Here is a 26,020-nt window from a genome sequence, read left to right on the forward strand (position 1 = left end):
TCACGGCGGGCGGACCCCCAGGTCGGCCAGCCGGTCGGGGTCGACGTCGGCTGGGTCCGCCTCGAGCGCGATCCGCCCCCGCGAGAGCACGACGACGCGGTCGGCTCTCGACACGAGGTCCCGGAGGTCGTGGGTGACGACGACGACGCTCCGACCCGACGAGTGGAGGTCGTCCAGTCGCTCGAGCACCGCCTGTCGGGCGGGCCAGTCCAGCCCCGTGAAGGGCTCGTCGAGGACGAGGTGGTCCGGATCCATCGCGAGCGCGCCCGCGATGGCGACCCGTTCGCGCTCGCCGCCGGAGAGTTCCTCGATTCGCGCGTCACGTTTCCCCGCGAGTCGGACGGCCGCGAGCGCGTCGTCGACGCGACGGTCGATCTCCTCGTGTGAGAGGCCGAGGTTCTCGGGACCGAACGCCACGTCGGCGCCGACGGTGGCGGCGACGAAGCCGTCGCGGGGATCCTGGAACACCATCCCCACGGCCGTCCGCGCGGCGACGACGTCCTCCGCGACCGGACGACCGTTCACCTCGACCGTGCCGGCGTCGGGGTCGAGGAGCCCGTTGAAGTGCCGGACGAGCGTCGTCTTCCCGGAGCCGTTCGGTCCCGCCAGGAGGAGGAACTCCCCATCGGCGACGTCGAGCGAGACGTCCTCGACGGCGGCGACGCCGCCGCCACCACTGCCACTGCCACCGCCGCCACCGCCGTCACTCTCGCCGCTGGAGTCGCCGTAGCGGTGGGTGAGGGTACGGACCCGGATCACGGGGAGTTCACCGGGCGACGATGGCGTCGCTGCGGACGATGGCGACCGTCGCGGCGGTCTTGAGCGCGGCCACCGGCAGGAACGGGACGACGACCGCCGAGACGCTGGCGAGGAGGCCAATCCCCTGGACGAGCGAGAAACCGACCGCGCCGGCGGCGTAGACGACGGCACTCCCAGCGACGAGCGCGGCGACCATCCGGGGGACCGCCACCTCGTCGAGGGGGTCGATCCCGTCGACTCCGTGCGTGACGAGGCCGATGGTGACGGCCGCGAGTGGAAAGCCGACGAGGAAGCCGCCCGTCGGTCCGAGGACGACTCCCAGGCCGGCGTTCGCGCCCGCGAAGACGGGGAGGCCGACGACCCCCGCGAGCAGGTAGAGCAGGAAGGCGAACCCGGCCCAGATCGGTCCGAGGACGATCCCCGAGAGGTAGACCCAGAGCGTCTGGAGGGTGATCGGGACGTTCGGTGCGAGCGGGTGGACGAGGTCGACCGGGGCCGTCGCCGCGGTGGCGGCGGCGAACAGCACCGCCCGGGCTACGTTCCCGACCACCTCGTCGCCGACGAGTTCGACCGACTCCGTGTTCGTCGCCATCTGTGTTCGTGGGTGTCTCGTAAACCGTAATCAATGTTCGGTTGACGACCTGCAGCGGCGGCGCCGACGGCGACTCGCTCGGTCGTATCGCGGCGCGACAGCAGGCTTTTCCGCCCGCGAGGTGTACCACAGCCCTGATGGACGAGAAGACCGAGGCGCTCCGAGACATCTTCATCGACGCCACGGGCTCCGATACGGTCACCGAGCGTCAGGAGGAGACGCCGGGATCGCTCGCCGGGGGCGACGACACGGTGCCGGACGCGCGGCTCGCCGGCCTCGTCGCCACGATGCGCGAGCGGTTCGAATTCAGATCCGGGCTCTCGGACGAGACGCTCGTCGGGGTGCTTCGGGGGTTCTTCGACGGCGGGACGGACGCCGACCTCGCAGCGAGCCTCGGGCTCTCGGAACGCGAGGCGTTCGACGCGCGGATGGACCTCCACCTCGTCACCGACGCCGACCGGACGCCCGTCGACGACGCGGTCCGTCGGCTGGTCGTCGATGGCGCCGACCTCGACGACTGTCTCGAGGCCGTCGACGCCGACCCCGGGACGGTCCGCCGGGCGTACCGGGTCGTCGAGAGCGAGATGGCTGCCAGACGGGCCAGCCACCGCTTCCGTGACGAGTTCGCCGACCTCCTCTCGGACGAGGACATCGCGACCCGACTCGCGTCGGACGCCCGGCGCGACGGGCTGGAGGACGCGACCGAAGACCTCGAGACCGACGTCTCGCTCTGACCCTCCCGATACGCCACGGCCACGTCCACGGCGGGTAACGAACGACACCAGGACCGGTCGCGACCTCGGCTGGGGACTCGACGTCCGCGTGACGAGAGGCTATCACGGAACTGCACGACCCTCGGAGCACGCACACGCGACCCCGATGTATTGCAAAAATCTTGCTATACCACTTGTCGGTTTCGACGACGACACGTTCCGAGGCGCTCCCCGTGGTGTCCGGGGTGTTCCGCGGGACTCTGCCCTCTCGTCCTCGATCACAGCCGTTTCGCGCGACCGGAGCCACGTCCAGTCGTCCCACCCCACGGACGCGAAGCGGTCGCCGCTCCCCGTCTCGCTCGCGTCCGGGCCTATTCCCTCGTGTCTCCTCCGGCCCGCCGACCACGGTCCCGAGCGGGTATGTATTGGGTGAAATGCACAATATTTATTACGGCGCACAATATACCTGTGAGTGACGATGGACCCAGACGACTTCCCGACTCCCGACGAACCGGTCGACGAACTCTCCCCTCGAGAGCTCAAGCGACGGGTCGACGCGGGTGAGGACGTGACGATCCTCGACACGCGGATGGAGAGCGATTTCGACGAGTGGCGAATCGACGGCGACTCGGTCGAGATCGAGAACATCCCGTACTACGAGTTCCTCGACGAGGTCGACGACGACCTGCTCGAGCGTGTCCCTGTGGGCGACCCGCTGGTCGTCCTCTGTGCGAAGGGTGGCGCCAGCGAGTACGTGGCCGGCGTCCTGGCGGAGGCGGACCGAGACGTGGTCCACCTCGACGAGGGGATGAACGGCTGGGCGCGGCTGTACGACCTGGTCGAGATCGAGAGCTACGACGGTCCCGGTTCGGTGTACCAGTACCAGCGCCCCTCTTCGGGCTGTCTCGCGTACCTCGTCGTCGACGGCGACGAGGCCGCCGTTATCGACCCGCTCCGGGCGTTCACCGACCGCTATCTCGCCGACGCCGAGGAGATGGGTGCGACCCTGAAGTACGCGATCGACACGCACATCCACGCGGACCACCTCAGCGGCGTCCGCGAACTCGACGACGAGGGCGTCAGAGGTGTGATCCCGGCGGCCGCCGAGGGTCGAGGCGTGACCTACGCCGACGTCGTCGAGACCGTCGCGGACGGCGACGTCCTCACCGTGGGCGACGTCGACATCGAAGTGGTCGCGACGCCCGGACACACGACCGGCATGACCTCGTACCTCGTCGGCGGCTCGCTGTTGGCGACCGGCGACGGCCTCTTCACCGAGAGCGTCGCTCGGCCCGACCTCGAGGAGGGCGACGAGGGCGCGCCCGAGGCGGCCCGGATGCTGTACGAGTCGCTCCAGGAGCGCGTGCTCACGCTGCCCGACGAGACGCTCGTGGCTGGCGCACACTTCAGTGACGCCGCCGAACCCGCCGCCGACGGGACCTACACCGCGCCGCTCGGCCGCCTGGTCGAGCGGATGGACGCGCTGACGATGGACGAAGAGGCGTTCGTCGAGCTGATCCTCTCGGACATGCCGCCGCGTCCCGGCAACTACGAGGAGATCATCGCGACCAACCTCGGTCTCGAGACCGTCGACGACGACGAGGCGTTCGAGCTCGAACTCGGCCCGAACAACTGCGCAGCCAGCCAGGAGTCGCTGGCGGGCGACTGAGACGGAGCCGACGGCCAGTTCGCTTCTCCTCTCTGCTGGAGTCTCCGGTCGATACGAGACGAGGACGATCGACTCGTACTGCCGATCGGCTCTGTTGACCTACTCGCATCCTGCCCGGAACGGCGTGCTGCATACAGAGGGTGTATGCAGCAGGACGTCTTGTCGGGAGTGACCGCTCTCCGGCCGTGGTAGCCACGTTGACCGCGGTCCCGCACCTTCTCGGGGACGGCACGTGGGGCAGTGCCCTTGCCGAAGTCGGACTCATCCGTCGGTAGAGTAGGCTCAGTTGACCTGCCCAGACAGTTCAGCACCGGCCTTGAATTTCACTTCGTTCGAGGCTTCCTCGTCGACCAGATGGAGAACGGGTGCGTCTACCGCGAGGTGCGTCATCGTGTAACCATCCTCTTCGACCAGCCGTCGCCCGCCCGGCTTCTTTCGGATGAACGAGTCATTCGCCTCTTTACCCTCCTCAGAGAGCACTTCTCGTTCGACTAGTTCATCGATAGGCCCCATATCGAGTCGCGCCCCCCGGCGACGACGCATGACAATTCGCCGTCGTACATCTCTCCCACCAGCCACATCCTCGAACGTCGCGGTGAGGTCAGTACTGTCGATACCGACGACTGGCGCAGCGTCGGCCATCGACAATACGGTAAACGAACCCTCGTACAGCGCAGCATCATCAATGACCCACCCACCCGTATACACGAGCTGTCCGTCACTCTCACACCGCTGGACGTAGAACAACGCCGGGAACGGCTCCGGACACCGCGGCGGCTGCACCATGAGCTGATAGACCGACACACCGGTCGACGAACCAGACTCCGTGGTCCGCGCCCAGACGCCCGGTCCACACGGCTCGTCATCAGCCGAACAGCTCGTATCAGAACCATCACCGTCGGGTCCAGCAACGAGTGGGTCTGCGGTAAGAGTCATCTGCATCTCTACCTGCATCTCTAATCCCTCGGTCGACGCCCTGTTGCCCGACTGCAGGAACACTGCTCCGTCCTCCGCTCGAACGACTTCCAGACTCCCGCCCGTTGACACCGGTCCCGTCACGTCCGCGACGAAGTGCGGCGTCGTCCCACACACCGCCGGGTAAATGCGGGGGTCGTCGTCGTCACAATCGCCACCCCCGTCCGAGTCACCCGGACCAGTCTTTGGTGTTCCCCACGAGTACACTCGCCCACCAGCATCGGTCTCGCCCGTGAGATACGAGAGAAGCCGCTCCGGTGTCACTGCTTCCTCGATACTCCCGTTTCCGCCCGGCACCTCCGCATCCGGGAGACAGACCGTGAACCGCTCGGCGACCATCGCCTCGCCGCCCAGATACTCGTAGATGAGGCCCAACTCCTCATCGTCCTCTTCAGTGCCGTCGTCAACGCCGTCGTCGTCGGCATCACCATCGAATGCCACTCCCGCGCTCGTTCTGTTGCTCCGTGAGGAGTTGTGGTTCTGCGCCATGACCGGAGACGACGTAACCCAGCCTTCCAACTCGACGCGCTCGGCCAGCGTTGGAGTCAGCCGACTCACGTGCGGCTCACCAACTACGAACTCGCCTGCACTCGCCCCTTGTGTCCCCGAGAACACTGCTGCGGGCGACGCTCCCGTGTTCGTCACCGCCGAGGCCACTCGGCTCAGGCACCCACTGAGCCCGGCACAAACGACGGCACCACCTACGGCAAGCACGCTACGGCGGCGAATTGGCGTATCGCCCGTGTCGTCTGCACTGCTCCCCGGAGGTGGTGAGTTCATCATTTAGTAGAGAATGTCACACAATTATATAAGTCTTTTTTTATTATCAACACGTAGTGATTGCATCCGTCTCTGAATAGGTGCGGCTGGGTCGTTTTCGGGCACCGAATAGGGGGATAGATGCCTGATAGGCGCCCTGTATTCAGCACGGCCTCGAAAAACGATCAACAGCGGTGGGTGTCGATAGAGCCTGCCGACTGTCCATCCGTACTGAATTTGGACGTTCGGTGTCGAACCTCCCCGAGAGTTACTGCTGGCAGTATCACGGCGCACGCAGTCCGACGACCTCTCCGAGAGACGACTCAGGATCCCCGTCCACCCCGAAGTAGTCGTAGACCGCGTTCGCGGACGCGAGGCTGGCCGTCCAGACGCTCTCCTCACTTGGCGTGAACTCGAGGAGGCCGAGCGTCCCGTCCGGAATCGGGAGCGAAACCGTGTGGTGTCCCTCCCGTTCGGTTCGGATCTCGCGCGTCTCCGAGGCGTCGAGGTACGTCTTCGCGATCGCCTTCACGTAACTCATCAGGTCCGTTATCTCGTTGTCCCTGTCCACTTCCAGACGTAGCCCGAGGACGGCGTCGTTGAACGTGCCATCGCCGTGGTCGAACGCGTGAATCGGGTTGTTGTTGAGGACGCCCCCGTCGACCCAGAGCCCGTCGTAGCGCGGTTCTTCGTGAGAGACACGGACCGGTTTGAAGACGAGCGGGAGTCCCATCGAAATCCGCACGCCGTCGGCGACGGTCATCGCCCCGAGCCCGTGTCGATCGGACAGGTACGCTGCGCGGCCCGTCCGCAGGTTCGTCCCCGTCAGCACCAGGTCGATGCCGCTGCGTCGTCTGTGCTCGCCGAAGGTGACGTGTTGTTCCCCGATATCGGAGCGCTCCGTACGAGGATCGTCCTGCCGAGCGAGAAACGGGCCGTCCCGGATACTGGTCTCGAGGAAGGACTGCCCGGCACACCCCGAAAACAGCCCGTAGTCGACCCAGAGGTTCTGCAGATGCCCGACCGGGTCGGCGACGAACTGACGAACGGCCGGGTTCGACGTGAGACGCGCGGCCAGTTTTCCGAGCGGACCGTCGACCGCCGCACTCATTCGGCCAGTGTCGAACCGTCGCAGGAACTCACCCCGGTCCTCGACGAGACAGTTCGCTGGATGTGACGACCCGCCCGTCTCCGGGGACGACTCCTCACCACCACGCAGCGCGACCGGCACCGTGCGGTGCGTGGGTCCGGCGGGATCGAAGAAGCCCGCGAGCGCCGCTCGGTCCGAGACGACGTCCTCGTACAGCGCGCGGACACCCCACCCGCTCGCGAGCAACGCGGCGGTGATGGCGCCCACGGACGCGCCGGCCACTCCTTTGATCCCGAACTCGTCCGCGCTGGTCCACCGTCGCAGGTGGTAGTCGTCTGTCGCTGCCTCGTGCTGGAGGAGTCCGATTTCGGGGTGGGCGAGGGCGGCCAACGCCCCGAGATAGGCCGCTCCCTTGCCGCCCCCTCCCTCGAAAGACAGGTAGTGGACGTCCGTCGCCGAGAGCTTCCGTGGTCTGGTGTTCATGTGAGGTGTCGATGACTGGTCGCGTTCCGTCTCTTCGTCGAGTCGGTGTCACCGATCCGATATGACGATCCGACGGGCCAGACGACCACTTCCGATCGTTGCATCCGAGACACGTACCACGCGTATCTGCTTAACATCGCGTCCTCTGGCTCACGGACCGGCTCGTCGCGACCGAGTCGGACGACGGTACGCCCGACGGTCACGTCGCTCCTGGTCCGCTCGAACCCGACTGTCGGTGACGCCGTCCGTGAACAGTCGCAGCGGTCTCGTCTCTTCGTCGTTCGGCACTGAACCGAACGAGCTCGTGACGATCGACCGGCTCGAGGGTCGCACTCGGGCGGCCCCCCGATCGGTTACGTCTCACATCGCGAACAAAACTTCGGAGTAAGTTACACATCACCACCGGTCGGTTAGCGGAATATAGTATTGCACAATAAACCCAAAACTGTTATCTACTCCTGCGGTGTAGTGTGATCTGTGCAAGAAACCGCAATGAGTGCAAGACTCCAACGAGGTGACCGGTGATGTTCGGGATCGAATCGCTCTCCGGGAACGCCCTGGCGGCCGCGCTCGTCGGCCTCGTCCTCGTCGAGGCGGCGGTCCTCTACGTCGGCTACGGCGCGCTCGAGCAGCTCGTCGGGAAGTACGTCGTGGGACTGCTGCGGGGTGAGTGACGATGGAACTGTTCGGTGTGAGCGTCGCCCTGCTCGCGATGTTCAGCGGCTTCGGTCTCCTCATCGGCATCCTCTTCGGCTTCTTCGGGATGGGCGGGTCGTTCCTCGTCACGCCCGCCCTCCTGGTGATGGGGTACGAACCCAACGTCGCCGTCGGGTCGGGCCTGGCGTTCGTCTTCGGGACGAGCGTCATCGCCACGCTGAAACACCGTGACCTGGGGCAGGTCGACTACAAGCTCGGGGTCTCGATGATCGTCGGCACCACGCTGGGTATCGAAGTCGGCAAGATCGGACTGGAGTACCTCCAGCACATCGGACTCGCCGACAGCGTCGTGAGCGTCGCCTACGTCGCCCTCCTCGGCGGGATCGGCGCGTTCGTCACGCGCGAGGCCCTCCGCGGTGGCGGCGGCATCAGCCACGACGTAGAGGAGACAGAGGGAGCAGACGAGGGCGACGACCACGACATCCCCGACGTCGCGAAGAAGATCCAGTCGTACCACGTCCCGCCGATGATCTCCCTCAGGGGCGGGATCACCGTCTCGCTGTGGATGGTGTTGATCGTCGCGTTCTTCACGGGGCTGCTCTCGGGCTTCCTGGGCGTCGGTGGGGGCTTCATCCGCATGCCCGCGCTCTTCTACGCCATCGGCGTCCCCGTCCCGGTCGCGGTCGGGACCGACCTCTTCGAGATCGTCTTCTCGGGCGGGATCGGCTCGTTCCTCTACGCGCAGTCGGGCGCAGTCGACCTCTCGATCGTCGCTCCGCTGCTCGCTGGGAGCGCCCTCGGCGCGCGACTCGGTGCGGCCGCGACGAGCCTCGTCGACGAGGAGGGTATCAAGATCTACTTCGGTGTCATGTTGTTGCTCGGCGCGTTCGCCGTCGCCATTCGCCAGGTCGGCAACTTCCTCGGCATCGACGTGCTCAACACGGTCAGTCTGATCGTCATCCTCGGTGCCGCGTTGCTCGTGAGCGGGGCCGTCGTGGTGAGTAGCGTCCGCGAACTCCGCGCCGAAGCCGAGACCGACTCCTCGGTTCGTTCGACCGCCGACTGAGCGACGCGATCCGAGACGTTTCTCCCGCTCTCTCCGTCTGCTCCGACCGCGACCCGTCGCTTTTTATCGCCCTCGTCCCATGTCCGCCTGGCAGTGACGTGAAACGGTGGCTGGCGGATGGGCGACTCGGCAGTGCCCTCCAGGTGAACGGTTCGAACAGCGATATGAGCGCCACCGTTCCCTCCGTGGCGAGGGTCCCGCCGAACGGCTCTCCGGCGAACGGCGAGAAGGCCGCGACGTTCGTCCCGAACTCGAATTCGAGCACGAGTCCGGTCACGGTCCCGACGACGAAGCTGACAGCGCATATCTTCGTCCAGAATCGTCCCAGCCGTTCGCACACCTGCGGTCCACCCGAATCCCCGTCCAGGTGGCGTAGACGAGAACGGGCGCGAGCCCTACGCTCGTCACCGGGAAGACGATGTGGATTCGTGGTAGGTGCGGACTGGAGCCGGCTTGCGACGACTGGGTCCACGGTGTGAGTCTCCCGACGAACGGCGTCGCCGACCGTCTGTCGTTGCCTCGGGACCGTGTGGCCTGAGAGGCGTCTTGACGAGTGACGATCTCCCGGTTCTGTCGACCTCCTCTCTCTCCGTTCTCGTTGTATTGGGTACATCACACAACATTAGTAGCTGCGACGCGAACGGTGAGACATGCGAATCGTCTTCGCGACGGACCTCTCGGACGCGAACGAGGTGGCCATGCGGTCGCGCACGTGTCTCGAGTGTCTGGACAACATCGGCGTCACGGAGGTGCACCTGGTGACCGTCATCCCCGACAACGTGTCGAGCGGACTCCCCGGGATGGAGATGGTGACTGATCGGAACGAGGCGCTCCGGACACAGCGCGAGATCTTCGAGTCGGAGGGGTTCACGGTCGAGACCCACGTCGCTCGCGGGACGCCACACCGACGCATCAACGGGTTCGCCGAGCGACTGCGGGCGGACATGATCGTCGTCGGGTCCCGCGGGCAGAGCCCCCTCGAGAACCGCCTGATCGGGAGTACGGCCCGCAACGTCGCCCGGACCGCCGTCCGTCCGCTGCTCGTCGAACGGATCGCGAAGGAGGGCTCGACGCACGCCGTCGTGAAAGAACACCTGTTCCAGGACGTCCTCTTCGCGACCGACTTCTCGTCGAACGCGCGGCGGGCGTTCGAGTTCATCCCGCGCCTGCAGGGTGCCACACAGCGGGCGACGCTGTTGCATGTCCGTGGGCACGAGCAGACGGACGACGACTCCGAACGGACGGCCCGCGATCGTCTGGCCGAACTCGCGGACGAACTCGAAACGACGATGGGCATCGAGACGTCGACGAGCGTACGGAGCGGTGGCGTCGTCGACGAGATCCTGGCCGAGGAGACGCGCGTCGGAGCGACGGTGACGGTGCTCGGCACCCGCGGGCGGAGCCGCCTCCGACGGCTCCTCCTCGGGAGCACGTCGGAGTCGATCGTGGCCCAGGGTAACAACAACGTCCTGCTCGTCCCGCCGGCGTCCACGACGCCGCGGTGACGACGCACCACGGTCCGACCGCGTCGCTCCCCTGAGGACGGTCGACTGGACACGCCTCGGCGCGAGCAGCGCTCTGGAGACGGTCGCCGTGGTCGACCGCACTGTCGGCGACATGGGCCATCCCTGTGAGGTCGCCAGCCGAAAATCGATTCCCGTGGACCGTCACCTCGCCGTCGGCGTACGCTCCGGGTGCGCTCTCCTGTCGGTAGACCGTCTCACACCGGCTACAGCTCGGCCAGGCGTCCGCATCGTCGACGGTGGAGTTCCTGGACTACGAGTTCTGACCGAGCGCGGGTGGGGACTCGACGACGACGGGCCGTTCGAGCGGGTCGTGGACGTAACCACGTCGACGACGCACCGAACCGCGACCGCGTGGCCGAAAGCGAGAGAATCCGAGATCAGACCAGCAGCTGAATGTCGGCGTCGACCATCTTCTGGAAGGCGGTTGCCGCGCCGACGCCGACCGTCACGCCGTCGAAGAAGTCGTCCTCGTCGTAGCCGAGGAGGTCGATAGTCATCTGACACGCCTGCAGGTCGACCCCGCTGTCGAGCGACAGCTGGACGAGTTCCTCGATCGTGGCGACGTCGTTGTCGGCGATGCGCTTGCGCATCATGCGACTGCTGATCTCGTCCATCCCCGGCAGGGCCGCCACGACGTTCGGCATCGGCATGTTGGGGTTGCCGACCGAACTCAGTTTCAGCTTCGACGCGTGTTCCTTGTGGAGGATCTCTAGCCCCCAGAACGTGTGGAAGACCGTGACGTCGTAGCCGAACGCGGCGGCCGTCGACGCGAGGATCAGGGGCGGGTACGCCATGTCGAGCGTCCCTTTCGTCGCGATGATCACCATCTGCTTCGGTCCCTCTTCGACCTCTGTCCGGAGCGCCGCGAGCTCCTCCTCGAGGTCGTCGATGCGGGCGCGAAGCTCGGCGTTCGACGGCGCGTCCGGCTGCGATGGGGTATCCGTGCTCATCGCTCGTTCACTCGGTCTTGCGCACGTAGTGCGTGTAGACGCCGTCGCCCTCGACCTGGTCGACGAGTTCGACACCGGCGGTGGACTCGGCCCACCCCTTGATGTCGCTCATGCTCCCCGAGTCCGTCGCGACGACTTCGAGGACGTCGCCGACGGCCAGTTCGTCGACGGCCTGCTTCGTCTTGATCACCGGCATCGGGCAGTTCTGTCCTTTCACGTCGAGCGTCTCCGTTACGTCGATGTTCGAGCTCATCTGTGTTCCTCGCCTTTCTGTACCGGCGGCAGCGTGAAAAGGGTATCGGTTGTTGTGCTCAATACATGCATCTCTCTCCCGTCGCCATAACCGTGACCTCCTCGCGACAAGATCTTCGGAAAGAGCGATGTATCGGGGCATAGGCGGTTAGAAGACCGTAACGTGTCTGATCTGTCGACTCCGCACGACGGAGTATATCCGAATCTTTATTGCAGTACATGCGCAAGATATACTCGAATGATACACACTGCGTCTACGTGCATCGGCAGGCGTCGGACGTCGAGTCGGGGGACGGGGACGAAATGACTGGTCTCGCCCTCCAGCTCGCGGCCGAACTGTTCCCCCGTGGCGTGACCCAGTACCTGGTCGGCGGGGTGATGGTCGCCGCGGGCATCGCCGTCATCTACCTCGGCACCGCCATCATCCCGGGGAACAGCACGTTCCTCGAGACGACCCTCTCGTACGTCTCGAACCTCTCGCGGTTCAACCAGCCCAAGTACCTCGCCTCGCGCGACTGGCGCGTCGTCTTCGCGCTCAGCATCGTCGCCGGCGCGGCCGTGTGGGGGCTGCTCCTCGACCCCGGCGTCTTCACGACCGAGGTCCAGCCGTGGCGGCTGTTCGGCGGCGGCGTCCTCGTGGGTATCGGGACCCGAATCGGCAAGGGGTGTACCGCCGGCCACGGCGTCTGTGGGCTCGGCTCCGCCTCGCGAACCTCGCTCGTGAACGTCGTCCTGTTCGTCGGCGTCGCCATCGTCACCGCGGCCGTCGTCGCGGCCCTGGGGGTGACGCCATGAGTACGACGGAGTCGAACGCCAACGGGCGACACCCACTGTTCATGCCGCTCGTCGTCCTCGGTGGCCTGATCCAGGGGTTCGGCCTCGCGTACAGCGGGATGGCTCGCCCCGAGGTCGTGCTCGACTTCCTCCAGTTCGACGACCTCGGGCTGGTGCTCGTCATGGGCGGCGCGGCGGTCGTCTCTGGACTCACGTTCTTCATCGCGACCCGCTTCCTCGACCGCGCCCCGCTGACCGGCGATCGGTACGGCCGTCGCCTCAAATCGATGGACCGCAACGTTGCCGTCGGCGGAGTGGTCTTCGGCGTCGGCTGGGGTGTCTCGGGCATCTGTCCCGGCGCGGCCTACGCCAGCGTCGGCATCGGCAACCTCCCCATCCTCTGGGCCATCGCCGGGATGTTCGTCGGCGCGTACGCCCAGGGCTACTGGCGCTCGCGGAGCGAGACCGCCTCGCCGGAATCGGTCACGGCCGACGACTGACGACACTGGTCGTCGCAGTCGATTCCCCGCCTCGTCACCCCACTCTCGCTGTCGACGTCCCCGGACGCGTCCCCGACTCTCTCACCCGTTGTTTTTGAGAGTATTGTGCTATTTCCAAAAGACTTTTTGACTACGTGGCACTACCGATCGTCATGAGTTCGGACGGCGAACGCGACGACGGAGCGGACGACGAGCGTCCGGGTGCGGATTCGACGTCGGAGCCGCCGCCCGACCCACCGGACGCACGGGTCGGTACGGGGCTCCTCGACGCCGACATGGGGCCGAGTTCGGCGCTCGCTCACCTCTACCGGGGCGAACTCCACCGGATGACACTGTGGCGCGAACGGCTCGACCGCACCACCAACTGGGCCGTCCTGCTGATGGCCGCACTCCTGACGTGGGCCTTCTCGAACGCGACGAACCCTCACTACGTCATCCTCGTCGGCAACGCCGCCGTCGGACTGTTCCTGAGTATCGAGGCCCGCCGGTACCGCGCGTACGACAGCTGGCGGAGCCGGGTCCGTTCCCTCCAGCGAAACGTCTGGGCACCGGGGCTCGATCCGTCTCTCTCCCTCGGTGACGCGCGGTGGCGTCAGCACCTCGCGGCCGACTACGTACAGCCGACGCTCAAGATCACCACCGAGGAGGCGATCGCCCACCGGCTCCGGCGCGTCTACCTCCCGCTGTTCGCGATCCTGAACGGCGCGTGGCTGCTCCGTGTCACCGCGTTCGCGGCCGAGACGTGGCCCGCGAGCGCGCGGGTCGGGGCGGTCGACGGGAGCGTCGTCACGGGAGTCGTCGCCCTCGTCATGCTCGGTGCGCTCGTCGTGAGCATCCGGCCGCGCACGTGGCACGCGAGCGACGAACTCCGCGAGGAGGACCTCCGGCGCGACCGGGCACGCCGGAGCTGAACCGGCGTCTCGGACCAGTCCGTCGACGATCGACGTTCGGCGTCCGACGACCCGCTGGTTGTTCGAGAATTGCACAACACTTTTTCGACTGGAGCGCGTATTTTCGCCCAAGATGCCGGATTCGATGAGCGAACAGCTGCGACAGGACATGGCGTGCGAGAGCCTGCTCGAGTGTTTTCACGGGCTGAAGGCGCTCGACCGCGAGGTGTTCCAGTCGATCGTCGGCCACGACGGTCGACTCACGATCGACGAGATCGCCGACGCGGTCGACCGCGAACGCTCGACCGCGTACCGATCGGTCCAGCGCCTGCTCGACGCCGGATTCGTCCGGAAGGAACAGATCAACTACGAGAACGGTGGCTACTACCACGCCTTCGAGGCGGCCGACACCGACGAGGTCGCCGACGACATGCAGCGGATGCTCAACGACTGGTACGCCAAGATGGGGCAGCTGATCGGCGAGTACCGCGAGAAGTACGACGACGTGTCGACGCCAGCCGCGTCGGCGGAACACTGACGATCTGAACGCACTGTCGCGTCTACCCCGGCAGGTCCGCACCGGCACGTCCGCCACTCGCTCGGCTACGCTGCTCGCTCCTCCTCGAGCGCTCCGAGGACCTCGTAGGCGTCCACGGCGTACGTCATCGCGGGACCGCCACCCATGACGACGGCGATCTTCAGCGCGTCGACCACCTCGTCGTGCGTCGCTCCCGCCTCGAGCGCCGCGTCCGTGTGCCAGAGGATGCAGTGGTCGCACCGCACGGCGACGCCGATCGCCAGCGACATCAGCTCCTTCGTCTTGTGGTCGATCGCGTTGGTCGACTCGGCGGAGTGAATGAAGCCGGCGAACTGCTCCAGCTCCGGTGCCTCCTCGATCAGTTCTCCCATCGTGCCTTTGAACTCGGCCAGGTCACTCGTGTAGGACATCGTGCGGACGATGGCCGGGTGAGATCAAGAACCGGCGGTATCGTCCCCACTCCCCGAGAACGATCTGGGTCATTCGATCGAGGGGACGGTCCGGTGATTCGACGACGGTGACGGGCAGGGCGTCCGCCTCGCTACTCGTGCGAGACGGGGAAGTCGCGCTCGCCCGCTCGGATCGGGACGTCGAGCCAGTTCTCGATCGGGATCAATGGACACTCGTACGCGGGGTTGTACGCGCACGTCGGGTTGTACGCCCGGTTGAAGTCGACGACCCACCGGCCGTCGTCGGTCCTGTGGTGGTCGGGTTCGAGGTCGAGATACCGCCCGGCCCCGTACGTCTCGTCGCCGCTGGTCTCGTCCCGGAAGGGGAGCCACAGGCGGTCGCTTCCGTCGCCCGGGCGGTACGCCTGCAGGCTCACGTCCTCGCCTTCGACGGTCAGGCGAAACTCGCCGTACCGCTCGTACTCCTGCTCGCCCTCGGCGGTCGTCTCGACGGTCACCCGTTCCGGATCGTCGTACCGGTGGAGTTCGAGTTCGTAGCGGTACGCGGGGTCGGGGTCGTAGTAGTCGAGCCCCGGGAAGGACTCACCTCTGCGCTCGGGCGACAGCGGCGACCGCGGCCCGTCCCTGAAGAACCGCTCTTTCTTCTCCCGCTCCCCTTCGACCGCCTCGAGCCAGCCGTCCGGCGCGTCTGTCGTGCTCATCGTGGTTTCGTTGGTGTGACAGTCGGTTTAGTGATTCGTTCGGTGGCAGTCGTCGGCTCCACAGGTTGTATTGGGGATTATATACACTACTATCTTTCGGACGGGCGAGCCGGGGGACCGATATTTATGATCGCCGCGTGATGGACCGACGAGTGATCCCCGGTGCCGGCGTCACCCCGCCTTCGACTGTTCACGCTCGCCGCGGCCGTGCTCGTCGTGGCCGGCGTCGCGAGCGTTCCCACGCCGCCGACGCTGACTCCCACGGGACAGTTCGCGCTGGCGACGATGGCGTTCGCGGCGATCCTCTGGATCACCGGCGTGATCCCCCTCGCGCTCACGGCGCTGTGCGTCCCGATCCTCCTCACGCTCCTCGGCGTCTACCCCTCGTTCGGTGACGCGGTCGTCGGCTTCGCCGACCCGGTCATCTTCTTGTTGTTCGCGGGGTTCGTGCTCGCCGAGGCGCTCCAGCACCACGGCGTCGACCGCCGGATCGCCCTGACGCTCATCGTGCGGTTCGGGACGTCGGCCCGCGGGCTCGTGCTGGGTGCGATGGTCGCGACCGCCCTGCTGTCGATGGTCGTCTCGAACACCGCGACCGTGGCGATGATGGTGCCGGTCGTGCTCGGCGTCGTCGCGAGCGTCACCACCCTGACGTCGGTGGACGACGCCGCCGACACCAGCGCCACTATCGACACCGGCGACCACCCCGAGGCCTCGAACTTCCAGCTCGCGATGCTGCTCGGCGTGGCGTACGCGGCGAGCATCGGCGGCGTCGGCACCCTCATCGGCACCCCGCCGAACGCCATCGTCGTCGGCCAGCTCCGGGAGTTGCTCGGCGTCGAAATCACCTTCGTCGACTGGCTCGTCGTCGGGCTCCCGCTCGTGGCGCTCACGCTCCCGCTCGCGTGGCTCCTCCTGACGTACGTCGTCTACCCGCCGGAGGCGTACGACGTGCGCGCGGCCCGCCAGCGCGCGAGGGACGAACTCGGCTCGATGGGGCCGCTCTCGCCCGCGGCCCGGCGAACCGTCGCGGTCTTCGCCACGACCGCGTTCCTGTGGCTCCTCGGCGGGTTCGAGTTCGTCGTCGCCGACTGGCTCCCGCCGGCGTGGCGCGTCACGCTCTTCGGCGGCGCGGGCACCACCGTCCTGGGGACGACGGGGCACCAGGGCGCGCTCTACTTCGTGCTCGTCGGCCTGCTCGCCGTGCCGGCGCTCGTCGTGAGCGGTTCGGTGCCGTGGGACGACCTCGTCGACGTCGACTGGGGGACGCTGCTCCTGCTCGGCGGCGGGATCTCGCTGGCGAACGCGCTCGCCGACACCCGTGCCACGACGTGGCTCGCCGAGGTGACACTCGGCTCGCTCGAGGGGGCACCGCTCGCGGTCGTCGTCCTCGTCGTCGTCGCGGGGACGGTGCTGGTGGGTGAACTGGCCTCGAACACGGCGATGGCCGCGATCCTCGCGCCGCTGCTCATCAACGCCGGCCCCGCGTACGCCGACGTCCTCGGCACCGCTCCCGAATCGGCGTCGGTGATGCTGGCCGTGACGGGTGCCGTCGCCGCTAGCTACGGCTTCGCGCTCCCGGTCGCGACGCCGCCGAACGCCATCGTCTTCGGTGCCGGCTACATGAAACGCGAGCACATGCTTCGCGCGGGCGCGCTGCTGGACGCGGTCGTGGTCCTGCTGACGACCGGTGCCGTGCTGGTGCTGATCCGCGTCGTCTGGCCGAGCGTCCTCGGGTGAACGGTGCTGGCTCTCTCGTCGCCCGACCGTGCCACCGGCCTACTGACGGTCTCGTTCGCCGATCCGCCTCACTGACAGCTTCGCTCACCCTACCGATCGTCCCGTTCGCCGGTCCGCCTCACCGATCGTCCCGTTCGCTCGTCCGGGACACCTTTTAGGTGGCACTGACACCCACGACACGCCATGACTGCCGGCTGCCGACAGCGACCGTCGACCGATCGCACGCTCCACGGTGTACTCCCCGTCGACCGCCACCCGCCGTTCGCGTGGTCGTGAGCTCGATCCGCCGTCGACTGTCCCGCCTCCTCGGGAAGGCGGAGGTGCGCTCGATCGCTCGCCGGTACTTCGTCTCGAACGGGTTCGACGGCACGCTCACGGGCATCGGTGTCGTCGTCGGCTCCGTGCTCTCGGGTGTGCCCGACGGCGTGACCGTCGTCAAGATCGGCCTGGGTGCCGCGGTCGGGCTGGGCACGTCGGCCGTCTGGAGCGTCTGGGAGATCGAACGAGCCGAGACCAGAGCCGACATCGGCCGACTCGAGCGGGCGATGCTCACCGACCTCGACGACACGCGACTCGAGCGGGAACGGTCGAGCGCCCGGCTGTTCCACGCGACGATGAGCGGCCTCGGTCCGCTCATCGGTATTCTCGTCCCCCTCGTCCCGTTCCTCTTCGAGGGGACGGTGTTCACGCTCGCCGAGGCCGCGGTCGTCTCGGTCGGCATCGGCATCGGGATCCTGGGCGTGTTCGGCGCGTACATGGGCTCGATCTCGGGACAGCGGTGGTACGTCGCGGCGCTCCGCATGGCGCTCGCCGGGCTCGTCGTCGCCCTGCTCAATCTCGCGCTGCCGGGGTGAGCCGCACCGGTCGCTCTCATCTCGCGTCGCACGCGACGACGGCTCGATGCTCGCCGTCCCCGTCGGCCGCGGCTCCCTTGTCACGGCCCGGGAGGAGGTGTGACCTCCCTCTAAGCGAGGTGCGACCTCCCTCTATTTATTCGCGGGAGAACTGTCGTCTCACATGCCCGTCACCGTCGGCCGCGTCCGCCTCACTGACTGGCTCCGGGCTCACCGGCTGGCCGGGTTCTTCGTCCTGACGTTCGCGCTCTCGTGGGGTGTGCCGGTCGCGTTCCTGCTCGCCGCGCCCGTCCTGCCCGTCGCCGTCTCGGTGTCGGGCTACTCGCCGCTGGCCTTCCTCGCCGTCTGGGCACCGGCGCTCTCGGCGTTCACCGTCGTCGGGCTCACGGACGGACGTGCGGGTCTGCGGGCGTACGCACGCCGCGTCACGGCGCTCCGGGGGCGGTGGCCGTGGTACGCCGCGGTGCTCGTCGGCGTCCCGCTCGCGTACCTCCTCTCGGCGCTCGTCGCGAGCGCGACCGGCGGCCCCGCGCTCGCCGTCGAATCGGGGTGGCTCTCGACGTTCGTCGTCGTCGCGCTCCTCCGCGCGACGCAGGGGCCGGTCGAGGAACTCGGCTGGCGCGGGTTCGCGCTCCCGCTCCTCCAGCGTCGGTACAGCGGCCTCGCTTCGGCGGTGTTCCTCGGACTCGTCTGGGCGCTCTGGCACGCGCCCGCGCTGGTGATCTCGACCGCCGAGTTCGCGCGCGTCGGTCCGCTCCTCCCGGGAGTCGTCCGGCTGTTCGTCGTGCTCGTCGCCACGTCGGTCGCGCTCACCGTCGTCTTCAACGGCTCGCGCGGGAGCGTCCCGATCGCCGTTCTCTTCCACTGGCTGACGAACCTCGACTACCCGTGGGAGTCGACGTCGACGGTGCCGATCGCACAGGACGTCGTGTTCGTCGCCGTGGCGACCGTCGTGGCGCTGACGGTCGGTCGGCAGTACCTCGGCGACGCCAACCTCGCGACGGACGTCCTCGCCGGACGAGACCGGGCCGGCTCGGAACGGCGCACGACTGCCTCTGGTTGATCGGAACTATCCTGAGTTCGAACAGAACCGGACGCGCGCCCGGATCGGCGGGAGGTTTTTTCGGCGCCGGGGCCCCGCTTCGAACCGGAATGAGCTGCATCTTCTGCCGCATCGTCGACGGCGACCTACCGAGTCGCACCGTCCACGAGACCGACCAGACGCTCGCGTTCCTCGACGCCAACCCCCTGGCACCGGGCCACACGCTCGTCGTACCGAAGGAGCATTACGAGACGGTGGGCGACCTCCCGCCGGAGGCCGCCGGCCCCGTCTTCGAGACCGTCAGCGCCGTGACGCCACGGATCGAACGGGCGGTCGACGCCGACGCGACCACGGTCGCGGTGAACAACGGCACGGCTGCGGGCCAGGAGGTCCCGCACACGCACGTCCACGTCGTCCCCCGGTTCGACGGCGACGACGTGGGCCCGATCCACCGCCTCTTCTCGGCGCGACCGTCGCTCTCCGACGCGGAACTGGACGAGATCGCCGCGGAGATCCGCGGGTGAGACGCGTCGGCGGGCCGTCACTGACTTCCCGACCGCGACCGGGCCGGTTCCGCCGCGTTCGTGACTCCGGGTCGTCGACTCCGTGACCGCTGGTCGCCCGCTCCGTCGTTTCGGACCGCCCACCCCGTGACTCCGACCTCGTCGGTCCCGTGCAGCGTCCGAGCGCAGTCGGTAGAGTCCCCTCGCTGCACCGCGATCTCGAGTTTCCGTCACGGTACTATCCGCCGTGGACCGATTCCGCCGGTGTCGCCGGGTCGTCCACGCGGTTTTCTCGTGCCGGGAATCGACACATCGGTTATCTGAGTCGCGCGCCTCTCGTCAGCCATGACGATCGACGACCTCGGCGACGACGGCATGGTTCGGATGACGGACGAGGAGATCGACGGCTACCTCGCCAGCCAGAGCGTGGGCGTGCTCGGACTCCCAACTGACGGCGCACCGAGCATGCGCCCGATGTCGTACGGCTACGACGGCGACTCCCGGCTGTACTTCCTCTACCTGATCGGCTCCGGGAGCCGGAAGGACGAACTGACCCGGCAGGCGGAGACCGCCCGATTCCTGGTCTACAGCGCCGAAGCGACGTTCAACTGGCGAAGCGTCCTCCTCACGGGACGGCTCCGTGAGGTGCGCGACGCCGAGCGCGAGACGGCAGAGGCCGCGCTCGAGGGCGCGTGGCGCCCGGACGTGCTCGAACGGGCGCTCGCGACGCAGGCGACCAGGCTCTACGAGTTCGAAATCGACGACCGGACGGGGATCAAACACCTCGGGCTCCCCGAAGGGTTCGACGAACTCGACGAGTCTGACGAGGAACGCGCGGACTGATCGCCGACTGACCGTTCACCCGGTCACCGGGCGTCGGCCCCGTCCCTGGTCCCGTCGGTGTCAGTGTCGGCCCCGTCGGCATCGACCGACGGGACGACGTGGACGGGGACGTCCGCGTGCGTGACGACGTACGCCGTCACGCTCCCGAGCAACCGGCGCGCGAGGCCACCCGCGCCGCGCGTCCCCATCACGACGAGGTCGACGTCGTGATCGGCGGCGTACGCGAGGATAGCGCGCGCGGGCCTCCCGACCACGACGTCGGCCGTGATCGCCGGGACGGCCGTCCCCTCGGCCGTTCGGAGGAGCCGGTCGAGGTATCGCTCACCCTCCCGTTCGAGGGGTTCGACCGCACTCTCGATGGAGGTGTCGTACCGCCGCGTGTCGATCACATGCAGGACGGCGAGTTCGGCCCCGACCGTCTCCGCCAGCCCGATCGCGTGTTCCATCGCCGCCTCGGCCGATTCGCTCCCGTCGGTCGGGACCAGGATCCGGTCGTACATGCATCTCGAACGACACGATTCGAGATGAATCTACCTCCTCCTGGTTCGCCAGTCCGCGGGCGGGACGTAGGGTGGTCGTCGCCGTGGTTCAGTGCTGATGGCCGTCTCCGTGGTTCAGTGTCGGCGTTCGTGACTCCGGATCGCCCGATTCGACGAGTGGAACCGTCGCCGAGGACCGTTGCGTGTCGACGCCCGGCGATCGATCCACGCGGGACACGGGCCCACGACGAACGCGCGAACGTCTTCGGGAACACGGCGAACGACGTGTTCTCCTCGTAACGCCCCCGCTGACCACTGTTCACGAACATCACAATTTCACCACGGACCCACCCGGACGACGACAGACACCACTACGTCCTGCCGGCAGACGAACTCGCCGTCGACGACGCCGGCGCGGTCGTCTACGAACGCGAGAACGTGATCATCTCGTGCCCGTGGCACGGGTGGGCGTTCGACGTCCTCACCGGCGACCATCTCGGCGGGACGAAGAAGCGACTCCTCACGTACGACGTCCTCGAGATCGACGGCGACCTCTCCGTCGGACTCTGACCAGCGTTCGTGAACGCCAGCGATCGAGCCCGTCCCGGCACTCGACGCGAGCGAGCCGTCCGTCGCGGTGTCCGAGACGATTCGCGTGGCCGACGCTGCTCGTCGGAGAGGACCGGCCCCGGATTCGTCGGCGCGTTCCGACGGCGGGTCCGGGCAGGAGAACACGCACGGTTGTGCGCGTGAGCGTCGATCGATCGAGCGCAGGCGATCCGGGGTATCACTCACGAGAGCCACGCCCGAGCACTTTTGAGCGGCGCCGCGACAGGTCGATCATGACGTACACGACGGCGGCGCTCGTCGGCGCGACCGGCGGCGCGGGGACGACGCGAACGACGCTCGAGATCGCCGTCGTGCTCGCGGCCGACGGGGCCGACGTGGCCGTGCTCGACGCGGCGTACGCGACGCAGGGACTCGGCGGCTACCTCTCCGGACGGCTCGATCCGGATCTGACGTCGCTCGTCACCGACCGCCCGGAGACGCCGCTGTCGGCGGGGCTGGTCGAGTTCGAGACGGGCGGAGCGGGCAGTGTCGCCTGCTGTCCGGCCGACGCCCCGTTCGAGCGGCTGGCTCGCGCGAAGACGGTCGAGTCGGCCCGGCGGTTCGAGGCGCGGATCGAGGAAGCCGCGACGGCGTTCGACCACGTCCTCGTCGACGTCCCGCCGCTCGCGTCGAACCCGGCGGTCGCCGCAGCCACGGGTTGTGAGCGCGTCGGACTGGTCGCACCGGACGGCGACCGCGGCCGGGACGCCACCGCCCGCCTGCGCGAACGGCTCGCCGACGTCGGAACCGGGGCCGACGTCCACGTGGTGACGCGTGGCGATGCCGACGAACCCGGCGTCGACGTCGTGCTCCCGGGGACGGAGGCGTCCGCTCCGGCCTGTCTCACGGACGAGCGGTACGGACGCTCGGTGGCGTCGCTCGCGGCGCTGCTCGTCGAACGTGACGTCGGCGACGCGGTGGCGTCGGACGGACTGCTCGGCGGCGTCGGCGAGATGATCCGTCGGCGGTAACGCTCGGACACCCGGCGTGGCTCCGAAGCCGTCGGAGCGTCGAGCACTGTCCAGTGGAACGCGACAGAGCGGTCAGACGAAGTCGGTCGCGTCGGTCATCGTCTCCGCGAGCGCCTCACGTTTCGCGACGCTCGCGTCGCGCTGTGGTGTGAGCGCCGCTTCGGCTGCCTCGACGAGATCGGGGACCGGACCGTGGGATTCGATGTACGCGGCGAGAGCGAACTCCGTCTCGTCGGCGCCAGTGAGCGTGACGGCGTCGGCACGGGAGATCTCGCCGGCGAGCCAGTCGCGGACGACACGCCGTGCCGTCGGACCCAGCGGCGAGATCCCCGGTTCACCGCAGCGATGGAGCGTCTTCGCGGCGGTCATCGGCGCGACGTCCGCGCGACGCGCGACCGTGCCGATGCTCGTCCCGCGCGCGTACGCCTCGAGCACCGTCGCCGCGGCGGCCGGACTGCACGGAAGCAGCTCCGCTCGCGACGCGAGCCGGTCTTCGAGATCCGACTCGGTCCCGTCGACGGTCGGGATGCCACGGTCGTGCTGTTCCGTGGTTACCTCGATGCCGGCCGCGATATCCGACAGAGCCATGCGCCTGATCTGGCGGCATCGGTGATAAATCCTCTCCCAAATTATTGAATATGAAAACAAAACGTACCGGTCACCGGTACGTACAAACGGCGCGCAAAGCGGTTCAGACTCGGTTTTCTCACGTGTTTAAATATCCGATCACGACCGATATTCGAATATGAGTACGGCAACCCAGACCGGCTGTCCCGAATGCGACGGACGTCTGACCACGGACGCGAGCGAGACCGTGTGCAGCGACTGCGGCCTGGTCGTGGCGGCGGACCACATCGACCACGGTCCGGAGTGGCGCTCCTTCCCGGAAGGACCGTCGCGCGAGCGAACCGGCGCGCCGCTGACTCGATCGCGGCACGACAGAGGGCTCTCGACCGAGATCGGTCGATCGACGCGGATCAAGGGTCGGAAGCGGCGGCGACTGGCTCGGATGCGCGTCCAGCACAACCGGGCACAGATCTCGACCAAGCGCGAACGGAACCAGGTGTACGTCTTCACCGAGATCCGGACGATCACGTCCGGGCTCGGACTCCCGACACACCTCCGGGAGATGGCGTCGACGCTCTTCCGATCGGCGCAGTCGGAGGACATCGTCCGGGGACGGTCGCTCGAGGGGTTCGCGGCCGCGTGCGTCTACGCGTCGTGTCGCGTCCAGCAGATCTCGCGGACGGTCGACGAGGTCGTCGCGGAGGCGCGGGCCGACCGGGCGGAGCTGCGAGCGGCCTACGACGCGTTGAACCGCGAACTCGGGCTACCCACCGGCCCGATCGCTCCCGTGGAGTACGTTCCACGGTACGCTAGCCGACTCGACGTCGACGCCGACGTCGAGCGCCGTGCCAGAGAGTACGCTGCCGACTGTACCGAGTCGGGAGTCGCGTCGGGACGGAACCCGAGCGGCGTCGCTGCGGCCTGCCTGTACACGGCGTCTCGCGACCTCGATGGCGACGTGACGCAGGCGACCGCCGCCGACGTGGCCGGCGTCACGCCCGTCACCGTCCGGAACACCTACGTCGACCTCCGGGACGAGTAGACCGCGTCCGTCGTGACCGGATGACCCCCGAGCCGTGCCACCGCGGGAGCCACGCTCGACTGTTCTTCTCTCCGACGGACCGCCGACGACTGGCGACCGACGATCGACTGCCCGCGGTTACGACCGTCCTCCCGACAGGCACGGCCAGCGATCGACGACCGGCGAGCGACGATCACGACCGGCGACTCACCGCAGTCGACCGACCCACGGGCGAGCGACCTCCGGCCAGTCAGGCCGGTGTCGCGTCCACCACGTCGTCGGCCAGCCGTTCGAACCGGGCGGCGACCGCGCTCCGCGGAGCGGAGACGACGACCGGTCGTCCCGTCTCGGTCGACCGCGCGAGCGCCGGATGCGTCGGGAGTGGCGTGACCGGTGCTCCCAGGACCCGTTCGAACGGCTCGACCTCGTCGGACGAGTCGGCTCGATTGAGCACGACTCCGACCAGTCCACAGTCGAGTTCGCGGGCGAGTTCGCGCGTCCGGACCGCGTCTTCCAGCGCGAATCGATCGGGCGAGGCGACCAGGAGACCGGCGTCGGCGACCGCGAGCGGGACGCCGGCGTCGGCGCGCATCCCCGCCGGACAGTCGACGATCACGTGACCGTACTCCCGTTCGACCGCGCGCATCGCGTCGTCGAGCAGGGCGAGATCGGCCGCGCGTGCGCCGGCGAGCGATCGGCCGCACGGCAGGACGTGGACTGGCCCCACACGGACGGCCTCGACGGGACAGGCCCGCCCGGCGAGGACGTCGTGCAGATCCGGTCCCCGTCCGAACGGGAGGTCGGCCATCCCGAGGTCGGCGTCGACCACCACGACACGGGCGGACGTGTCGGACGGTGACACACCGTCCCCACGGGCGTCGAGCGTCGCACCGAGGTTGTACGCGACCGTCGACTTCCCGACGCCGCCCTTCCCGCCTGCGACGGCGAGAATCACTCTTCTGCCCCTACGTCCGGTACGTCCGTCTCGTCGATCCGATCCGCGAGCGTGGTCGCACGGGCGGCGACGGTCCGGAGCGCCGCCGCGTCCCCGTCGAGCCGCGACGCGAGCGTGTCGACGCCCGCCCGTCCCCCGAGCGACGCGAGAACCGGCGTCGCCTCGCGGACGTCACCGCCGAGTCGGTCGGCCGTGACGAGTCGAGCCTCCACGGCCTCGAACCACGCTTCGACGGTCGCCGGGACGTCAGTCGCCGACGAACCGTCGGCGTCGACGACGCCGGTCGCACCATCGACGACTCCGGTCGGTGCGTCGTACGTCCCCTCGTGGCTCGTGGCTCCTGTCGCGGGATCGGTCGAGTGTCCACTGGAACCGGTCGCGTCCCGGTCGGAGTCGAGGAGACGTTCGTCGCCGCGCTGTCGTTCACTGTCACCGATTCGGCGTTCGGTGCCACCGACACGTCCGCCAGCGTCGACCGGGCGCTCGCGTGACGTAGTCGGCCGCCCGACGGAGTCGTCCACCCGATCGCCTGCGTCGATCGGGCCGTCCGTCGAGTCGGCTTGTCGGTCGATCGTCTCACCGGCGTCGCCCTCGGGTGAGACCGTGACCCTCTCGCGTGGATCGGATCCGTCGTCGGGGAGCGCCGCCCGCGGGGGTGCGAACGCACCGAGCGACCGGAGTGCCCGCTCGACGGTGGCGGTCTCGGCCTCGTCGCCGCCGTCCGACGGCTCGTCGTGTACGGTGACGGGTGGCGTCTCCGGTGGTGCCTGACAGGCGTAGCCGATCGACAGCGTCTCGGCACCGGGAAGGAGCCGCGTCACCCCGTCGTCGTCCCACCCGGCTTCCGGGACGCCGTGACGACGGGGCGGCGCGACCGGTCCGTCGAGCCGGTTGTCGAGTCGAACCCGTCGCGGCCGCTCGGTCGTGTTCTCGACCCGAACCGTGACGAGCGTCGTCGCCGCCACGTGAGAGACGTCCCAGTCGACTGCGAGCGCGGTAGTCGTGGTCGATCCCCGGTCACGCCGGGACGACGCTCGAGCCGCTCCCCCCGCTTCGTTCGCTCGTGCCCGCCCGTGCGCCCGGGCTCGATCACGTTCCGATGCTGGCGTCGTCATGCGCGTCGTGGCCGCCG

The 26,020-nt window shown here is 68.0% G+C and carries 29 protein-coding genes and 1 pseudogene; 17 read left to right on the forward strand and 13 right to left on the reverse strand.

Annotation, left to right across the window (positions count from 1 at the left end; genetic code table 11):
* Together FZP69_RS01560 and FZP69_RS01565 are read right to left on the reverse strand one after the other, a co-directional pair.
* Complete coding sequence (locus FZP69_RS01560; protein ID WP_152039640.1) at positions 1-759, reverse strand: energy-coupling factor ABC transporter ATP-binding protein; 759 nt, start codon at positions 757-759, stop codon at positions 1-3.
* A 7-nt stretch (positions 760-766) separates the two neighbouring features.
* Positions 767-1,351, reverse strand: a complete 585-nt coding sequence (locus tag FZP69_RS01565) for a biotin transporter BioY (protein WP_152039641.1) — start codon at positions 1,349-1,351, stop codon at positions 767-769.
* A gap of 137 nt (positions 1,352-1,488) precedes the next feature.
* Between FZP69_RS01565 and FZP69_RS01570 the strand changes: the two genes are divergently transcribed.
* Both FZP69_RS01570 and FZP69_RS01575 read left to right on the forward strand, forming a co-directional pair.
* Positions 1,489-2,085 (forward strand): conditioned medium-induced protein 4, encoded by a 597-nt coding sequence (locus FZP69_RS01570; RefSeq protein WP_152039642.1) that lies wholly within the window; start codon positions 1,489-1,491, stop codon positions 2,083-2,085.
* Between the two features lie 457 nt (positions 2,086-2,542).
* Positions 2,543-3,733, forward strand: a complete 1,191-nt coding sequence (locus tag FZP69_RS01575; protein WP_152039643.1) for an MBL fold metallo-hydrolase — start codon at positions 2,543-2,545, stop codon at positions 3,731-3,733.
* Between the two features lie 282 nt (positions 3,734-4,015).
* Here FZP69_RS01575 and FZP69_RS22940 read toward each other — a convergent pair whose 3' ends face one another.
* Positions 4,016-5,197 carry a hypothetical protein gene (locus FZP69_RS22940; RefSeq protein WP_240137416.1) on the reverse strand — a complete coding sequence of 394 codons (1,182 nt, stop codon included), beginning with the start codon at positions 5,195-5,197 and terminating at the stop codon, positions 4,016-4,018.
* A 553-nt stretch (positions 5,198-5,750) separates the two neighbouring features.
* A complete protein-coding gene (locus tag FZP69_RS01585; protein ID WP_152039644.1) occupies positions 5,751-7,040 on the reverse strand; it encodes a patatin-like phospholipase family protein in 1,290 nt (429 codons plus the stop codon).
* 524 nt (positions 7,041-7,564) lie between these two features.
* Between FZP69_RS01585 and FZP69_RS22255 the strand changes: the two genes are divergently transcribed.
* Complete coding sequence (locus FZP69_RS22255) at positions 7,565-7,714, forward strand: DUF7512 family protein (RefSeq protein ID WP_192918417.1); 150 nt, start codon at positions 7,565-7,567, stop codon at positions 7,712-7,714.
* 2 nt (positions 7,715-7,716) lie between these two features.
* Entirely contained in the window at positions 7,717-8,763 is a 1,047-nt protein-coding gene (locus FZP69_RS01590; RefSeq protein ID WP_152039645.1) for a sulfite exporter TauE/SafE family protein, read from the forward strand.
* 163 nt (positions 8,764-8,926) lie between these two features.
* On the opposite strand, the pseudogene FZP69_RS22945 reads toward FZP69_RS01590, so the two are convergent.
* Positions 8,927-9,235: pseudogene (locus tag FZP69_RS22945) on the reverse strand (cytochrome ubiquinol oxidase subunit I); the annotation flags it as partial.
* A gap of 178 nt (positions 9,236-9,413) precedes the next feature.
* Between FZP69_RS22945 and FZP69_RS01600 the strand changes: the two are divergent.
* Complete coding sequence (locus FZP69_RS01600; protein ID WP_152039646.1) at positions 9,414-10,268, forward strand: universal stress protein; 855 nt, start codon at positions 9,414-9,416, stop codon at positions 10,266-10,268.
* Positions 10,269-10,666: 398 nt separating this feature from the next.
* Here FZP69_RS01600 and FZP69_RS01605 read toward each other — a convergent pair whose 3' ends face one another.
* Both FZP69_RS01605 and FZP69_RS01610 read right to left on the reverse strand, forming a co-directional pair.
* The gene (locus FZP69_RS01605; protein WP_152039647.1) at positions 10,667-11,239 is read right to left on the reverse strand and encodes a DsrE/DsrF/DrsH-like family protein; all 573 of its coding nucleotides are present in this window, start codon (positions 11,237-11,239) and stop codon (positions 10,667-10,669) included.
* A gap of 7 nt (positions 11,240-11,246) precedes the next feature.
* The gene (locus tag FZP69_RS01610; protein WP_152039648.1) at positions 11,247-11,492 is read right to left on the reverse strand and encodes a sulfurtransferase TusA family protein; all 246 of its coding nucleotides are present in this window, start codon (positions 11,490-11,492) and stop codon (positions 11,247-11,249) included.
* A 302-nt stretch (positions 11,493-11,794) separates the two neighbouring features.
* On the opposite strand from FZP69_RS01610, the gene FZP69_RS01615 reads away from it, so the two are divergent.
* From FZP69_RS01615 to FZP69_RS01630, 4 genes are all read left to right on the forward strand, one after another.
* Positions 11,795-12,286 (forward strand): YeeE/YedE family protein, encoded by a 492-nt coding sequence (locus FZP69_RS01615; protein WP_152041478.1) that lies wholly within the window; start codon positions 11,795-11,797, stop codon positions 12,284-12,286.
* Complete coding sequence (locus FZP69_RS01620; RefSeq protein ID WP_152039649.1) at positions 12,283-12,765, forward strand: DUF6691 family protein; 483 nt, start codon at positions 12,283-12,285, stop codon at positions 12,763-12,765. Before FZP69_RS01615 ends, FZP69_RS01620 begins: the two co-directional genes overlap by 4 nt.
* 152 nt (positions 12,766-12,917) lie before the next feature.
* Positions 12,918-13,676: a DUF2270 domain-containing protein gene (locus FZP69_RS01625; RefSeq protein ID WP_152039650.1), complete on the forward strand. Its 759-nt coding sequence runs from the start codon at positions 12,918-12,920 to the stop codon at positions 13,674-13,676.
* 112 nt (positions 13,677-13,788) lie between these two features.
* Positions 13,789-14,193 carry a helix-turn-helix domain-containing protein gene (locus tag FZP69_RS01630; protein ID WP_152039651.1) on the forward strand — a complete coding sequence of 135 codons (405 nt, stop codon included), beginning with the start codon at positions 13,789-13,791 and terminating at the stop codon, positions 14,191-14,193.
* Positions 14,194-14,258: 65 nt separating this feature from the next.
* Here FZP69_RS01630 and FZP69_RS01635 read toward each other — a convergent pair whose 3' ends face one another.
* Positions 14,259-14,603, reverse strand: coding sequence for a carboxymuconolactone decarboxylase family protein (locus tag FZP69_RS01635; RefSeq protein WP_152039652.1), 345 nt, complete (start codon positions 14,601-14,603; stop codon positions 14,259-14,261).
* A gap of 131 nt (positions 14,604-14,734) precedes the next feature.
* A complete protein-coding gene (locus tag FZP69_RS01640; protein WP_152039653.1) occupies positions 14,735-15,304 on the reverse strand; it encodes a DUF1684 domain-containing protein in 570 nt (189 codons plus the stop codon).
* A gap of 162 nt (positions 15,305-15,466) precedes the next feature.
* On the opposite strand from FZP69_RS01640, the gene FZP69_RS01645 reads away from it, so the two are divergent.
* The 5 genes from FZP69_RS01645 to FZP69_RS01665 all read left to right on the forward strand — a co-directional run bounded on the left by FZP69_RS01645 (position 15,467) and on the right by FZP69_RS01665 (position 20,286).
* Positions 15,467-17,044, forward strand: a complete 1,578-nt coding sequence (locus FZP69_RS01645; protein ID WP_240137418.1) for an SLC13 family permease — start codon at positions 15,467-15,469, stop codon at positions 17,042-17,044.
* 272 nt (positions 17,045-17,316) lie between these two features.
* A complete protein-coding gene (locus tag FZP69_RS01650; RefSeq protein WP_152041480.1) occupies positions 17,317-17,898 on the forward strand; it encodes a VIT1/CCC1 transporter family protein in 582 nt (193 codons plus the stop codon).
* A gap of 163 nt (positions 17,899-18,061) precedes the next feature.
* Complete coding sequence (locus FZP69_RS01655; protein WP_152039654.1) at positions 18,062-18,961, forward strand: CPBP family intramembrane glutamic endopeptidase; 900 nt, start codon at positions 18,062-18,064, stop codon at positions 18,959-18,961.
* An 89-nt stretch (positions 18,962-19,050) separates the two neighbouring features.
* Positions 19,051-19,464: an HIT family protein gene (locus FZP69_RS01660; RefSeq protein ID WP_152039655.1), complete on the forward strand. Its 414-nt coding sequence runs from the start codon at positions 19,051-19,053 to the stop codon at positions 19,462-19,464.
* A gap of 324 nt (positions 19,465-19,788) precedes the next feature.
* Positions 19,789-20,286: a pyridoxamine 5'-phosphate oxidase family protein gene (locus FZP69_RS01665; RefSeq protein ID WP_152039656.1), complete on the forward strand. Its 498-nt coding sequence runs from the start codon at positions 19,789-19,791 to the stop codon at positions 20,284-20,286.
* A gap of 23 nt (positions 20,287-20,309) precedes the next feature.
* Here the strand turns inward: FZP69_RS01665 and FZP69_RS01670 are convergent, their stop codons facing one another.
* The gene (locus FZP69_RS01670; RefSeq protein WP_152039657.1) at positions 20,310-20,786 is read right to left on the reverse strand and encodes a universal stress protein; all 477 of its coding nucleotides are present in this window, start codon (positions 20,784-20,786) and stop codon (positions 20,310-20,312) included.
* 417 nt (positions 20,787-21,203) lie between these two features.
* On the opposite strand from FZP69_RS01670, the gene FZP69_RS22260 reads away from it, so the two are divergent.
* A complete protein-coding gene (locus FZP69_RS22260; RefSeq protein WP_192918418.1) occupies positions 21,204-21,335 on the forward strand; it encodes a Rieske (2Fe-2S) protein in 132 nt (43 codons plus the stop codon).
* A 272-nt stretch (positions 21,336-21,607) separates the two neighbouring features.
* Complete coding sequence (locus FZP69_RS01680; RefSeq protein WP_152039659.1) at positions 21,608-22,345, forward strand: ParA family protein; 738 nt, start codon at positions 21,608-21,610, stop codon at positions 22,343-22,345.
* Positions 22,346-22,417: 72 nt separating this feature from the next.
* Here the strand turns inward: FZP69_RS01680 and FZP69_RS01685 are convergent, their stop codons facing one another.
* The gene (locus FZP69_RS01685; protein ID WP_152039660.1) at positions 22,418-22,933 is read right to left on the reverse strand and encodes a DUF7858 family protein; all 516 of its coding nucleotides are present in this window, start codon (positions 22,931-22,933) and stop codon (positions 22,418-22,420) included.
* 157 nt (positions 22,934-23,090) lie between these two features.
* On the opposite strand from FZP69_RS01685, the gene FZP69_RS01690 reads away from it, so the two are divergent.
* On the forward strand, positions 23,091-23,954 hold the full coding sequence (locus FZP69_RS01690) for a transcription initiation factor IIB (protein ID WP_152039661.1): 864 nt from the start codon (positions 23,091-23,093) through the stop codon (positions 23,952-23,954).
* 229 nt (positions 23,955-24,183) lie between these two features.
* On the opposite strand, the gene FZP69_RS01695 is transcribed toward FZP69_RS01690, so the two are convergent.
* Both FZP69_RS01695 and FZP69_RS01700 read right to left on the reverse strand, forming a co-directional pair.
* Positions 24,184-24,888 (reverse strand): MinD/ParA family ATP-binding protein, encoded by a 705-nt coding sequence (locus tag FZP69_RS01695; protein WP_152039662.1) that lies wholly within the window; start codon positions 24,886-24,888, stop codon positions 24,184-24,186.
* Entirely contained in the window at positions 24,885-26,003 is a 1,119-nt protein-coding gene (locus FZP69_RS01700) for a DUF7857 domain-containing protein (protein WP_152039663.1), read from the reverse strand. The genes FZP69_RS01695 and FZP69_RS01700 overlap by 4 nt, the downstream gene beginning before the upstream one ends.
* Positions 26,004-26,020: the final 17 nt, after the last annotated feature.

Origin of the sequence: Salinigranum salinum (assembly GCF_009176545.1) — an archaeon.
Lineage (GTDB): Archaea > Halobacteriota > Halobacteria > Halobacteriales > Haloferacaceae > Salinigranum > Salinigranum salinum.